Source organism: Candidatus Erwinia haradaeae (assembly GCF_900698955.1).
Taxonomy (GTDB): domain Bacteria; phylum Pseudomonadota; class Gammaproteobacteria; order Enterobacterales; family Enterobacteriaceae; genus Erwinia_E; species Erwinia_E haradaeae_G.
In genome coordinates this window covers 971,817-987,930 of sequence record NZ_LR217720.1, presented here as the reverse complement: position 1 = coordinate 987,930, position 16,114 = coordinate 971,817, and the positions used below count along the sequence as shown (strand labels likewise).

The 16,114-nt window shown below is 34.0% G+C and carries 7 protein-coding genes; 4 read left to right on the top strand and 3 right to left on the bottom strand.

All coding sequences use genetic code 11. From position 1 onward, the window contains the following. Window positions 1-2: 2 nt before the first annotated feature. A complete protein-coding gene (gene pitA, locus ERCILAFE3058_RS03200; protein WP_157989990.1) occupies window positions 3-1,511 on the bottom strand; it encodes an inorganic phosphate transporter PitA in 1,509 nt (502 codons plus the stop codon). Between the two features lie 909 nt (window positions 1,512-2,420). Between pitA and ERCILAFE3058_RS03195 the strand changes: the two genes are divergently transcribed. After that, on the top strand, window positions 2,421-3,275 hold the full coding sequence (locus tag ERCILAFE3058_RS03195; protein ID WP_157990085.1) for an NAD-dependent epimerase/dehydratase family protein: 855 nt from the start codon (window positions 2,421-2,423) through the stop codon (window positions 3,273-3,275). A gap of 839 nt (window positions 3,276-4,114) precedes the next feature. Here the strand turns inward: ERCILAFE3058_RS03195 and rpe are convergent. Further along, window positions 4,115-4,801 (bottom strand): ribulose-phosphate 3-epimerase, encoded by a 687-nt coding sequence (rpe, locus tag ERCILAFE3058_RS03190; protein WP_157989989.1) that lies wholly within the window; start codon window positions 4,799-4,801, stop codon window positions 4,115-4,117. Between the two features lie 1,828 nt (window positions 4,802-6,629). On the opposite strand from rpe, the gene pykF reads away from it, so the two are divergent. Further along, complete coding sequence (gene pykF, locus ERCILAFE3058_RS03185; protein ID WP_157989988.1) at window positions 6,630-8,042, top strand: pyruvate kinase PykF; 1,413 nt, start codon at window positions 6,630-6,632, stop codon at window positions 8,040-8,042. 1,398 nt (window positions 8,043-9,440) lie between these two features. Next, a complete protein-coding gene (locus ERCILAFE3058_RS03180; protein ID WP_157990084.1) occupies window positions 9,441-10,190 on the top strand; it encodes a Nif3-like dinuclear metal center hexameric protein in 750 nt (249 codons plus the stop codon). 1,075 nt (window positions 10,191-11,265) lie between these two features. Here ERCILAFE3058_RS03180 and djlA read toward each other — a convergent pair. Then, window positions 11,266-12,093 (bottom strand): co-chaperone DjlA, encoded by an 828-nt coding sequence (djlA, locus tag ERCILAFE3058_RS03175; RefSeq protein WP_157989987.1) that lies wholly within the window; start codon window positions 12,091-12,093, stop codon window positions 11,266-11,268. Window positions 12,094-13,732: 1,639 nt separating this feature from the next. On the opposite strand from djlA, the gene lptD reads away from it, so the two are divergent. Further along, the gene (gene lptD / locus ERCILAFE3058_RS03170; RefSeq protein ID WP_157989986.1) at window positions 13,733-16,087 is read left to right on the top strand and encodes an LPS assembly protein LptD; all 2,355 of its coding nucleotides are present in this window, start codon (window positions 13,733-13,735) and stop codon (window positions 16,085-16,087) included. Window positions 16,088-16,114: the final 27 nt, after the last annotated feature.

Here is a 16,114-nt window from a genome sequence, read left to right as displayed (position 1 = left end):
TCTCAAATAATGTTTATAGCTAGAGCATATAATGTACCAGATAGTAGAATAGAGATAGGCAATGTCAGTAACCAGGCGATTAAGATAGTTTTCATTGTACGAATCTGGATGCCTCTACCACTTATAAGCATAGTACCTGCCACAGATGAAGACAGAATATGTGTAGTAGAAACAGGCATACCTGTATAACTAGCTACTCCAATTGATACTGCTGCTGTAAGCTGTGCAGACATCCCCTGAGCATATGTCATTTCCTTTTTGCCAACTTTTTCACCTATAGTGGTGGCAACGCGACGCCAACCTGTCATGGTACCTAGAGACAGAGCTACTGCTACCATTAAAATAATCCAGGTTGGAGCGTATTCGATGGTATTGAGTAAATCTTTCTTTAACTTACTTAACAAAATCTGATCTGCAGGTATGGTATTAGGCAACAACGAAACGGTATCTATAGTTTCAGCTATGCACATTAATAAACGTCGCAAGTATATTTTTTGTTCAATTTTTAAATCGTTATAGCTTACTATATTATTCAGTATTTTTTGTGCTTTGATGATAGATACTAATGTATCTGATACATCACAATAGAACTTCGTGCGATTGGAAGATCCGTACTCCGAGTGGATGATGCGTGATCCGCTCGGAGAGCTTGAAGGGATTTTTAAAGGAAGCGCAGAAGGGTGTTGGGCATAATACTGATGAAGGTGATTAACCGCACTTCTGGTACGAAATATATCATATCTGCTTGCGTTCATGTTTACGGCAAAACCAGCGGGAGCCACTCCAATAAGTACTAGCATAATTAAACCAATACCTTTTTGACCATCATTAGCTCCATGTGAATAACTAACGCCTATCGCTGACAGAATTAAGGCCACGCGGGTCCAAAATGGTGGCTTTTTTTTACCATCAAACTGCTCTCTTTCACTCGGAGTCATGTGAATCCGTTTTCTCTTTTTATTCCCGCTCCAGTATTTACGCAGAATAAAAATAAAACCACCAGCAATGATGAACCCTAAAAGTGGTGAAATCACCAAGGAAAGTAAAATATTAAGCATTTTTGGAATATTCAATGCATCTACAAGTGAATTCTTCGTCATCCAAGCGTTTGTAAGACTAATACCAATGATACCACCAATGAGGGTGTGGGAGCTGGAAGCTGGAATCCCAAAAAACCACGTACCAAGATTCCAGATAATCGCCGCAATTAGCATGGAACAGAGCATAATGAGTCCATGCGTTGATCTAATATTGAGAAGAAGATCAGCGGGTAGAAGATGAACAATTGCATAAGCAACGCTTAAACCACCTAGAAGAACTCCAAAGAAATTAAATATACCAGATATAACTACTGCTAAGTGAGAGCGTAAGGCCCGAGTATAAATAACAGTGGCCACAGCATTAGCCGTATCATGAAAGCCATTAATAGCTTCGTAAAATAATATAAATACTAGAGCTATAAATAATAAACAGCCAGTATGCAAATCTAGAGTGGAAAATAAATCTAACATGAGTATTATGCCATTTGTAGAAAAATGAATGTGTACTGTTATTAACAAGAGATCACACCCAGGAAAAGTGTAGTATAAATCTTAACATCTTATATATTAGTAAAGTACTGATTGTAATTAAAAATTTTTAGAATGACTGATGCTACGTATCTGTATTTTGTATTGTAAATCAGACTACTGTTTTATTTATCTACATGACCTACTTATAGTTCGTTGAGGATCGATTATGTGTTATAGATTAACGATGATTAAAATTATGATTTAATTTTTTCTTCATACCTATCTGGTATTTACTTTATCGTATGTGATATAGCGTCGATTATTTTTCACATCTATCTAATATCATTATACATTACAAGGATATAAACAGTGCACCGCTCTACCTATAGATATATAATTGTTTTTTATAAAATATTTTTACTCAGTTACGCATATATATAGCATTGCCAACAGATTTTATTTTATATACCGTTACTAGCATCGTTGTATATGTGTATTGTACATATCACTATTAGATGATTTCATGAACATATCAGGATAATATGTATTAAAAACAGATCTATCTCACATTTATCTTTTATTCGTAGCAAGAGATGTCACGTAATATGCGCCCATGAGTTTTAATTTTTGGTACCTGACTAGCTTTATTATCTACATCAGCAGTTTTGTAGGCCACTAAGTTTAGGAGTAATATCTAGAGCATGGTGATTATTTGTGAGTATTTGACTGATTCTTCCTAATGTATGAGAATTGATTTATCAAAACTAGCTGCAGAACTTTTATTCATTCCTGTAAGTCACTTATATACAGTAAGTACATAATTAGTAGTTCTCTCTGTTTATTAGCCTCGTGTAGCTTACAGTAATGAAAGTCTACTCAGGTAAGTTTGATTATAGGGGGATAAGAAGTATGAAACGAGTAGCTATTGTGGGCCTTGGTTGGATAGGCATGCCATTGGGGATTTCACTTATAGCCGCAGGTTGGCGAGTAAGTGGTAGTAAAACTACTCAGAATGGAGTGGATGCGGTAAGAATGTATGGAATCGATGGTTATTGTCTACAGCTAAAACCAATTTTAAGTTGTAAAGAAAGAAATTTACCGGCGCTTTTTAGTGTCGATGCCATGGTAATCATATTGCCCGTAACTCGTATGCTACTTTCTAGTACCAGGAAAGATAAGGACTACTTGCTTTCTATACAGAATTTAGTGAAAAGCGCTAGAGACTTCGGTGTTTCCCATATAGTTTTTACCAGTTCTATTTCAGTATACGGTACACGCTCAGAGATTGTCAATGAGAATACGGGTCTTTCACCTAAGAGTGTAGCTGGTAATATTTTACGAGAAGTTGAAAATTGGTTATGTCAGACAACGGGCATCGTAGTAGATATCTTAAGGTTATCAGGCTTGGTTGGACCAAATCGTCATCCTGGTTATTTTCTTGCTGGAAAAAAAGAATTAGAGAATGGATCACATGGGGTGAATTTAGTACATCGTGATGATGTGATTGCGGCTATTATATTATTGCTGAAGGATGGAATCGGAGGGCGTATTTACAATTTAAGTGCTTCAAAACATCCTGCGCGTAATGAGTTCTACCCTTATGCGTCTATGCAGTTAGGATTAAAACCGCCAACATTTACTACACCTTCTAGAGGGAGACATGGTAAAATTATTGATGGCAGTAAAATTTGCCGAGAATTAGGTTTAGTTTATCTTTACTCGGATCCAGTCTGTATGCTGCGTTCATCATCATATATTATATAATATCTTTTACATGGTAATAAATTTATTCAACTATATACATATTGTATAGAAGCCAATAATTGTATTCCTCAGATTACTTATAACAATTACTTTAGCATTCTTGATATATTTCAAATAACACACATATGTTTTTGTGCGATTCATAATTTTTCTTTAATTGCTTTTGATTGTTCTATTAGGTGTTACCTATGTAATATATATACATTGTACATTCTTAATCTGTATCTCAATATTATTAGCAGAATGCTTCAGACTATTTTTCACGAGTAATGAATCTAAGATCAGTGACACAAAGAAGCGAAATAATCTACTTGCGGCACACGCATAAATCTTACACGATGTAAGTATTTATTACTAGTTGATATAGTAAAGAAAAGTGTTTGGATCTTATCCAGGCTGAATGACACAGAGATGAAGATTCATCATTAATGATTTAGGATGATGATGTCGCGTGATAAGATCGTGGTGTTATGAATAATATAGGGTTGACATAACCCTTGTGAATGTGGACGCTGTTTTGTATTTCGGCATGCTAAGAACATATTATTCACCATATGCTCTTTTTTGGATCAAGATCCAGTACTCCTTCTTCGTGATACCTACAGGAAATGTAGGTATATTGATGAGCATCTCGATACTTTAGTAGTATATGGAAGGTTTCTTATAAAACAGGTATGTTAGAGTAAAATATGCTATGGACGGGCGTTCTATTTTCTGTATGTGCACACGGTATGTCGTGTACATTTTTATCTTTGAAATCATGAAAAGGGTATATACACTAGCGATATTTATAATTGACGTGATGAGAAAATTAAAAGGTATAGATTCTCACATAATATTTATTGAAAAGACGTATATTTATATTTTTCTAACTCATATCGCATGTCATCAATAACCTTTTTATAGTTAATGTGACTAAACAGTGTTGATCCTACTATGATCATATCAGCTCCCGCGGAAGCAATAGCCCCAAGATTACTGACTGTAACACCACCATCCACTGCCAGACAGATATCATAGCCACTTTTGTCAATCAGATGACGTACTTGACGTATTTTATGCAGTGTACCGGGAATAAATAATTGCTTACTAAAACCAGGATTAACAGACATTAGTAAAATAATATCAAGTTTATGCATTACATGATCTAGAACATTGAGAGGCGTAGCAGGGTTGAGCGCTAACCCCGCACCACAACCACTTTCAGTAATCAGCTGCAAGGTGCCATCAATATGTTCAGAGGCTTCTGGATGAAAGGTAATATAGCTAGCACCGGCTTTGGCAAAATCGGGCACTATACGTTCAACAGGTTTTACCATGAGATGGACATCGATGGGAGCAGTTACCCCATAATCACGGAGCGCTTTAACAACCATAGATCCCATTGTTAAGTTTGGAACATAGTGGTTATCCATAACGTCAAAATGTACTACGTCGCCTCCAGCGGCTAATGCTTTAGAGATATCCTCACCAAGTCGTGCAAAATCCGCAGAAAGAATTGAAGGGGCAATTAAACATTTTTTCATTTACGGTTTCCTTAGTTATATATTACAGGTGTTAGTTATGGAATATTATTTGTTTATAGGTGTATTTGGCTGTTATTTTTAATATTTATTGTTTAATAAAGAGATACAATAGAGGGATATCTGTACATTTTAGAGTTTCCTGGATTTTGGTATACACTTTGAGACAAGGATGTGTAATGAGCGAACATAAAAGAATATGCATGATATTTACAGACGATTAATAATGACTACTCCTCTGTTGGAAATGATAATCATATTATCAGTATTGAGGAAAGGGGTATGATATTGATATATATCATACCCTTTTATATATTATAGAAAGTTCTATGTTCTAGCTACAGTGTACGATGGTGCTTAAAAATAGCACATCTAGTCATATATTATATGACACAAACAATGCGATCATTAAGAACATAGAGTAGTCTGATACAGACCTACACACTATTACCAATGATAATCATGTTCCGAGAAAAGATATGTGTAAGATTACAATAAATTAATAATGTAACAAACTTTACAATGGAATCTGTGAGAATTTTGATGCAACTTGTATGAGTGGATCATTGTGTTAGCTGTATTATAATACTTGCAGAATACGAATAGACTTATTGTCTTTTTTTAGAGATATAAACTTTATTTGTCAGCATATTAGCACTTTGTTTATTAGAATTAGATGGTAATTTCTGCTATTTTTACGTATATCTAATGTTGATGATGAGTGAATCTTGAACTATTGATTTTTGTAGAAGAATGTTACGCTGTTATCACAGCTACGTTTGTTATTACGCTTTGTGCGCGTTGGTGGTGTTTGCAGTTTTTTGTGAGTGGAGAAATTATTTTTTGCGAACATAATAGCTTATTGTGTTTTTAATATTAAACACCCAATTTATCGAAGCCCCTGTACGATATATAATTTCTTGATCTGAATCAAGACATATTTGTTTCAATGATTAATATAAATAGATGTTTCAGTGTGCTTTGCTAGCACTGCTAGGACTTTCGAACATAAAAATGACCTTTATTAATATCATGTAATAGTCTATAAAGATTATTAATCTATATCCTGTGTAATTACTAGGTGTAGAGGGGGCACTCGCATATCTTGTACTATTAAGAACTTAGAACAGCAAGCATACTCGCAATCACGATAAGTTTTTAATGTACATATGGTAAAGATACCTATTAATATTACCACCATAGCGCACTGTTAGTTTTTTGAAAAAGATGAATAGTGTGTAAACTATAATAATATCATACCTAGAGAAGGATTAATGTCTGCATATTACAGTTATATGGTTGCCAGGTATGAATTACTATGTATATGATCATTTATGACCGTTCATATAACTAGCTTAGTGAATCATTTTGCGTTCTTGATAAAATTATTAAGTTTTTTAACAATCATTGTATTCCATATCACCGTGTGGCTGAATGATATGCATCTTATACTATCCACTGATACAGACTTTGTCGAAAGATTGCATTTGAGTTTATCCAGCAACCTTTCAGTGGATACAAGATAGTTAGATGATCTAAATTTTCATGTATGATAACTCTTAGCAATACAAATAAACTTGTTCTTTATGTATATATAAATTGGATATTAGGATTTTTTAGTCTTTTTTTGGATCCTGCTGGATATAGAGTGTTTTTTAAGTTTTAACTGAAACAATATTGCTCACATCAGTAGTTATGATATATCACGCATAATATTGAGGTAGCGTATATAAGATATAAATGTTATTCATGATAAATAAATTATGCGATGTATTAGATGCATATATTTTAATCAATATCTTCTTATTTATTATATTATAGATGAATACCCATGAAAAAAACGAAAATTGTTTGTACGATCGGCCCGAACACTGAGTCAAAAGAAATGCTAACAAAGCTTCTATGTGCGGGAATGAATGTGATGCGTTTGAATTTTTCTCATGGCAGTTATCAAGAACATGGTCAACGTATTATGAATTTACGTAATGCGATGAGAGACAGCGGGCATCGTGCGGCGATTCTTCTTGATACAAAAGGTCCTGAAATTCGTACGATGACACTAGAAGGTAATCAGGATGTATTCCTGAAAGCTGGACAGTTTTTTACTTTTACTACAGATCAGAGTGTTATAGGTAATTCTAATATTGTAGCAGTCACATATCCAGGATTTTCTACAGATTTAGAGGTTGGTAATACTATTTTAGTAGATGATGGTTTAATTGGTATGCGAGTAACATCGATTATCAATAATAGAGTTATTTGTCAAGTTTTAAATAATGGTGCGTTAGGTGCTCATAAAGGCATTAATTTACCAGGTGTCTCTATTCAATTACCTGCTTTAGCAGAACAAGATAAATTAGATTTGATTTTTGGATGCGAGCAGGGTGTTGATTTTATTGCTGCTTCGTTTATTAGGAGGGATTCAGATGTAATTGAGATTCGAGAGCATCTTAATGTTTATGGGGGCGAACAGATTCAGATTATTTCTAAAATTGAAAATCAAGAAGGTCTTTGTAATTTTGAAGATATCCTTACCGTATCCGACGGTATTATGGTAGCGCGTGGTGATCTTGGTGTAGAAATTCCAGTGGAAGAAGTGATTTTTGCTCAGAAAATGATGATTAAAAGATGTAATCATGAACGCAAAGTTATCATCACTGCTACCCAAATGCTTGATTCTATGATTAAAAACCCCCGTCCAACTCGTGCGGAAGCTGGGGATGTAGCTAATGCTATACTAGATGGAACAGATGCAGTGATGCTATCTGGTGAAAGTGCCAAAGGGAAATACCCACTAGAATCTGTAAGTATTATGGCAAATATTTGCCAGCGTACGGATCTTGTTATGCAAAGTCGTACTACACTACAAAAAGATAATAGCAAGATACGTGTTACTGAAGCTGTTTGTCGTAGTGCTGTAGAGATTTCCGAAAAATTAGAGTCTCCATTAATTATTGTAGCTACTGAAGGCGGTAAATCGGCTAAGTCTGTACGGAAGTACTTTCCACGGGCTACAATTTTAGCCCTCACTACTAATGATAAAACGGCACGACAACTGTTATTAAGTAAAGGGATCATTACATTATTAGTTGATAAAATTTCCTCTACCGATGATTTTTATAAACTCGGAAAAGAAGCTGCTTTAGCCAGCGGGTATACCCAGGTAGGTGATGTCATCATAATGGTTTCTGGTGTATTGGTACAAAGTGGTACTACAAATACTTTATCGGTGCATGTGTTATAAACATAATATGACCTAATTAAGGTTATTTTTAATAACAAGATTTCCAGATTGGGATCAATATCATATGATTAGGATCAGGCCATTATGGCATATTGCAAAGGTTATGTGAACTTTTATGCCCTTATTGTAAAGAATAGATACTTTTTAGTAGCATAATACACATGAAGTATAAAAATATTTTGAGAAGCATAGTGATTGATTGAGGAGAATGATATTCTCTCTTATGATAATATAAACGTGCGTATGTATTACGACACATTAGGATGTTCAATAGGTGCATATATGTATTACATATAGAGATGTTAATTTATTGTCTGAGATTTTATTTATCAGCCATTAGAGTAATCTGTATTCTAAAGCATATCTCTTACTGTATACCATGCTTTATATCAAAGTAATATTCATCTAGGTTAGTGATAAGAACCTTTCTGTAAAGAAACTACATGATTTTAATTTTTGATTACAGCTAATCACTATGTGTGTCCATGCATATAGTACAGAATGCGCTCTATATATCATTATCCTAATATATACGAAGTGGACTTTTTCATGAGGATGAAAAAGATAACAGACGCCTGTTAAAATATCTTATAAAACTGCATGGTTCTCAAGATCTGCACGTTTCATATGTAAATATCTTTAAGAGTGACAGTAGGGTATAATCGAAATTACTTACTTAATATACTATTCAAAGTATATGATATGTAAACATACAGACTGGTTTTTGGGCAGAGTATTTAAAGCGCCGTATAGTATAATATAGTATGTTATTTGACATCGTCAAGCACATAAAGTATAGATTGATTACCATGAGTGTTTGCAAATATAAATCTATAATGGTGAATGACATTTATTAGTAAAATGTGAATGTCTTTATTGAGCATTATCATCTTCCTTTAAATGTATTACTTTTAAAAACTCGCACTGTTAACCTGATAATGTTATGTGAGAGTATGCAAGAGATGGGTTGCAAATATTATGAGAAATTTGTACATCAGACAGAATAATACTCAGATAGATTGATTCTGTTATATGGCACTATTATGTAATCAAAGTCATTTCATGGATAGAAATATATTCGCTATTTAATCAGTTATTAAATAACCTAATAAGATTTGTTTATTATGGCATTTTTGTGTGTTATTACTGAGTATTTTCAAAGGAAAGATTATAGTAAATCTACATATATTATTGCAATAACAGAATGTGCATAAAAATAAAAACGGGAAGTATCGTAGGATTTTTCACAATAAAATAAATTTTGTCATACGAACTTTAAGTTTTTTATGAAAGTATTGACTTTAGTGATGGGGCATATATTTTCTCAGGAACCCTTTGACAGGGTGTACTAATAAGATGCATATAAAAAGTTTAAAAATGATAGGATTACTGATTATGATAATTAATTCCGAGCTAGAAAATCAGGTGAATAAGCTTTTACATAGCAGTTCGTGTAGTGATATTGTACCCAATGGTCTGCAAGTGGAAGGGCGTAGGCAAATTAAAAAAGTGATTACCGGCGTTACTGCTTGTTATGATTTACTGCATGAAGCCGTTTGTGTCAAGGCAGACGCAGTGGTAGTGCATCATGGTTTTTTTTGGAAAAAAGAATGTGTGCGGATTAAAGGCATGAAGCAAAGGAGATTAAAAATACTTCTAGAACATGATATTAATCTTTTTTCTTGGCATTTACCGCTGGATATACACCCAAAATTTGGCAATAATGTGAAGTTATCAGAGTTATTAGGTATTGACATTAAGGGTGAAGTAGTGAAACCCCTTGTGCTTTGGGGGGAGCTAAGGCATGCGCTCAGTGTAGATAGCTTAACGCAACGGATTAGCAAGGCACTCAGTCGCGAACCTTTATATTGTGGTGCTAGAAATGCCCCTTCTCTTATTAAATCTATTGCCTGGTGTAGTGGAAGTGGTCATGTTTTTGTTGATGCAGCAGCTGCTTTCGGGGTTGATGCGTTTCTTAGTGGTGAGGTGTCTGAGCAGACAGTACATAGCGCACGAGAGCAAGGATTACATTTTTTTTCTGCAGGACATCATGCGACTGAGCGGGGAGGGGTGAAGGCATTAGGAGAGTGGCTTGCGCGAGAATATAACCTTGATGTGAGATTTGTGGATATTGATAATCCTGTTTAATATCGACTACTCGTTGAGCTTAGGTGATAATATAAGCATTAACATATACTAGAATACAGAACAGAAAGGTATTTCTGAGTATTATGAGAAAAATTATAAATAACTGTATATGTGTGAAAATATAATCTGTCAATGGATTAGATATATCAAAAATTTATAGTATATATAAATGGCTCTTAATGAGCGCAAACTACATTTTGTATATCATACATTATTATAGTGTCATGTTATGAAAATATATAGTTTATGGTAGTGTAGCACAGAAGCATTGCATTTTTTGCAATGAATCCATTAATAATAAAATACACTGAGCAATTATATATCGACATCAGTATGAATCTTGACCTCTCTTGTGATAGATGTTCAATTTTATCATATGAGTTGAAAGGTTCTTATAGGCAGAAATAGACTGGAGGTCTATGTCATATTCTTAATTAATCTAGATAGTATATAACTTTTGTGAAGGTATATATAGGAGGCATATCTTGTGATTTACTAATATATTTTATATAGATACTATTAAATAGAACGATTTCCGCACAGATTATTGGCTATAGTGTGTATAAAGTATAAAATATATGGTAATTGTTTATTTTGGATAGAGAGACGCAGTATTATAGACGATTTTTGTCACTTTTAATTCTGATATTGTATGTAGCTTTTGACATCTTAAAGGATTAAAATGATTATAATCATAATATAATATAGAATATTTCCTATAGTAAAGAGATCATACGCACTTATAAGAAGACATATGTTGAAATAGCTTATGTGATATAATAGATGATATGATCAATGTATGCATGATCAGAGTGGATGGTTATGAATTTATTACTGGGAGAACAAAGCATATTTATTAACCTTTTAGTTTGAAGATGAACCTTTTTTAATAGAATGTTATTCAGATTACATCGACGCACATAACGCGAATGTAGTATGATTAGCTTTCTCGTGGCATCATTATAATGAGCAAGGATATTACGTACTAAATAAAAAGAGATCGTATGGTTTTTGTCAGGCAGCCTCAATGATATGCTTGTGCATACTTTTGTAAGTTTATAATATTAGTATATTATTACTTAAATCCTTTTTCACGTTTAATGAGATTATAAGCTGCTTGTAGTGCTTGTGTTTTTTGTTTTGCCATTTCCATCATTTCTGGAGGTAGACCTTTAGCTACTAATTTATCCGGATGATTTTCACCCATTCTTTTGCGGTAAGCTCGTTTGATCGTAGTTATATCATCATTACTGGATACTCCTATCATCGTGCAAGCATCTTCTAATGTAGGACCTGTATTTTTCTGTGTATGGTTGTTTGTATGTCCTGTGTAGTTAGTATTTTGATAGTTACTACCAAATTGCTGTCCACTTTCCATCATTCGTAGAAATTGCGTAAACTGTGTGTATGATATCCCGAGCTCCTCAGCAATAATATACAGTATCTTGCGTTCATTAGGGTGTAATAAACCATCTGCAAATGCTGCTTGAATTTGAATTTCCAAAAACATGCGGAGTAGATCTAAACGATTCATGCAGGTGATTCGTAGTTCACGCAGTTTATCACGCATTGGGTAATCTACTTCCTTTCCTTCACGGAAAGCGCGTTGTGCCGCTGTGCGGCTGTCTCCATGTAATCGCATACGATCCATGAGTGTAGATGCTACCTGAATATCTGTGTCGGTAACGCGTCCCTTAGATTTTGTTAAATGCCCCAAGACTTGAAAAGTCGTGTGGAAAAATAGAGACTGACGTTTGTGCTGATCAGACGTATTGTTTTTGTAAGTAGACAGGTGTATTCTATCAAATATGTACCCTGTCAGTAATCCGATTAGTATACCCCAAAACCCTAAACCGGATAGCAACCCCCAAATTAGTCCTAATACTTTGCCCCAATAGTGCATAAACCCCTCATTAGGCCATGATTTGTGTGATATAAATTAAGAATTTTCATTCTTATCTCTTTTGCATGGGAGGTATTTTAATATATAAAAACGCACGACATCCCTTGTTAAATAATCCATATTTCTGCTTGTAGTTATCTATCGTTTTACATCTTATGCTAAGAGATTGTAGAAGGTGTGTATCACAAGAATATATGCGGCTATCTTGTGATCGTCAGCAGAAAGTATTAACTCTCTTTTACAAGAAAAGCTGATGTATTGTAATCGTATAATACTGATAAAATTATGGTTATTTTTACAGCAGTAGTTGTTTTAGTTAGTGCTGTTATTAATATTAGCTAAATGTATGGTATATTTCTATACCATCTAGTAGATATATTGTTTTATTTTAATGCATGAACTAGACTTTTATCTATGATAAATACCCATGACATATTGTATGATTACTTTTATTTTAAAAAAATTGCTTTAGTCACTTTACTCTATGAATGAGTGCAGTTGCCAACCTTGAAAAAACATAGCTCGATCAAATCGCATCTCCAAAGGTTATTTTGATGCATACAATATAATTTTATTTTATGATTAATGCTTTCACTTTAACATATGTTCCTTGAACTGCCTGATGATATAAAATGATTGTGACGGTAATGGTTTTTCAACTTAAGCAAGAAGTATATTAAGAAACACTCTATAGTATACTGTAATAATGTAGAGAGAATGGATGTTCTATAAGTAGTATATAGATACTTAAAAATAAACACTGCTAATGAGTTAGAACGTTTCTTACATTTTTATTATAGTTTAGTAGTACTGTGACTATATGGCAGTAATATAGAGTAATAATAGATTATACGGTACGTTATATTATGTATATTTTTAAGGTACAACGTTATGGTATTGTGGGGATTTATATGTTCGTTCTATATCCTTGTATGTAGTTTTTATTGTTGCACTTGATAGTAAATACTAAATCTTAGATATCATTAATATATAATAAATTCTTCAATATTTTTCTCTGCTCGATCCAGTATAGTATATAGAGCGGAATAATGAATTCTGATGCTTTCCATGAGTTTCACTATAGTAATGTAGAATGTGCACTTAATGTAGAGAGGGTAATCTACTAAGATTACATTATGAGTTATGATATTTTTGCATATAATAACATGGCGCAATAATACTAACATTATAGGTGTCTACATTATTAATGTATAAAATATATTACGTTTTTACATCAGAAGATAGTTATTGGTCATAAAGTGCTAATTTTTTAAAGAAATATGTTTTCATCTGCACATTTGTTTCTTTGTACCCTCACCGTTTGACTTCTGCGATGCTATATCAATCTTGACGATGAGCGCACTAAATTTAATGATATTAGTGTTGATAGTAGATGCGTTAGAGTAGTGTGTATGAAAGAATATAATGCTGGTAGATATGTAATCTTACTGTTAAGCATATAGTGTCTGAGTGTCAATAGATTTAATCATTCAGACTTCTTGTAAATGAATAATGTATTATTACGTTTTTTCAGACGTTTTGATGACGATAGTAATCCATCACTATTATAGTACAGTATAGATAGTGTGATTATTGGATGAGCAGTTAGATGAGTGCTTAGGAAATATGAAGATTGCGTATGAATATAAGACTACCTTTATTGCTTGGTATGCTTACGAGCTTGGTATGTGTTAGCCAACATGTGGTGGCAGATGATTTAACCGCATTAAGTATACGTAAAAGTAGTAACGATGATCATTATCTAGTAGTACAGAGAAAAAAAATGGATCAGGTTCCTGTAATTATTAATGCAGATACAGCGCGTGCCACTTATCCAGATCAAGCTATATTTAGTGGTCACGTTGAAATTCAACAAGGAAGAAGACATTTTACATCAAAGCATATTCAACTAAATCGCAGAGTACTCCAAGGAGATCAGAATCCGACGCATACTATCGTCGCCTCAGGAAATGTATGTTATGATGATCATCAGATTATATTGAACGGTCTAAGGGCTTGGTCTAATTTAAATACTAAAGATACTAATATTTGGCATAGTAATTATCAGATGGTAGATCGCCAAGGACGTGGCGTTGCTACTCAAATAAAACTACGTAATAATAATCGTTATACGATTCTTGAAAATGGCACTTTTACTTCCTGTCCAATGGGGCAGGATAGTTGGATGCTAAAGGGGTCTCAAATTATTTATGATCGCCACGAACAATTGACGAAGATTTGGAATGCGCGCTTTCAATTAGGCGTAGTGCCGGTGTTCTATAGTCCTTATCTTAATATACCAGTAGGTAATAAACGTCGTTCTGGTTTGTTAATGCCTCATGCTTACTACAATAAAATTAGCGGTGCACAATTTCTATTTCCGTATTATTGGAACATATTACCCGAGGTGGATGCAACGCTAGTGGCACACTATATTAGTCGACGTGGCATGCAGTGGCAAAATGAATTACGATACTTGACAGGTGGTAAAGGCTTAGTAGAAGTTGATTATCTTCATTCTGATCGCTTTTACCGGGATAATCACAAGCACGTAGCGCATTCATCCACTCGATGGTTGGTGCATTGGGAGCACGCTGGTATATATTCAGAACATTGGCGTTTTAACTCTGATTATACAAAAGTTAGCGATCCTTATTATTTTACTGATTTACAGTCAGCTTATGGTACAACAAGTGATGATTATTCTACTCAGAAGTTTGTCTTAGGATATAGAGATCGTAATTGGGGTCTAGTTTTGTCAACAAAAAGATTTCAGATGTTATCTTTAAAGGATCAAAAGGATATTTATTATTCTGAGCCACAAATGGATTTTAATTATCATTACCGTAATTTTAAACCATTGGAAGCTTACTTATATGCACAAGCTGTAAGATTTACTAATATGGATGCACGTATGCCGAACGCGATACGTCTGCACATGGAACCAGTTATAAAATACTCTTTAGAAAATAAATGGAATACATTACAAGGTGCGGCTAAACTGCTCATGACACATTATGAACAACATAATATTCAATACTATAATAAACAAGTAGGACCGATACCTCAGTTAAAAGGTTCATTTCATCGTATTTTACCACAATTAACCTTCGACGGAAGGATGTTATTTAGTCGTGACATATCGTGGTTACCTGGTTACAGACAAACACTAGAACCCCGCGCACAGTATCTGTATATACCGTATCGTAATCAGAGTTGGATACGCACTTATGATTCCGCTTTATTGGGTAGAGATTATGACGGGCTGTTTCGAGAAAAGACATATAGTGGTTTAGATCGGATTACTTCTGCTAATCAGGCAGCTACTGGTATTACTATGCGTATTTTAAACGCAAAAATGCTAGAAAAATTTAAAATTTCTATTGGGCAAATCTATTTGTTTAATTCGGAGCGTAGTATTCTTGGTAGAGCGAATGACAATACTAAAGGGAGTTTAGTATTAGCGGGTGATAGTTACTGGAGGATGAGTGATCGTATAATATTACATGCCGGTATGCAGTATGATGTACATATAGATAGCATTACACAAGGTAACACTATATTAGAATGGCGTTATCATACGAGTCATATGATACAATGTAGTTATCGTTACACGAGTGCAGATTATATGAAAAAAACTTTAGAAGAGGGGAGCAATGAATATCAATACCGTCAAGGCATTTCACAGGTCGGTGCAATTGCTACCTGGCCGATTATCAATGCGTGTAATACGTGGTCAGTAGTTGGCGCTTTTTACTATGATCTTAAGAACAAGATGATAGCAGACCAATTAGTAGGCATGCAATACAGTTCTTGTTGCTACGCAGTACGATTTGGTTATGAACGTAAAGTTAACGGTTGGGAACAGAATCAGAGCAAATATGACAATCAAATTTCTTTTAATATTGAATTGCGTGGCTTAAGCCCAGGTCATGATCTAGATATGAATCAGATGTTACGTCAAGGTATGATGCCTTATCGAAAGATTTTTTAATTTGTGATTTTACACACTACTACTAAC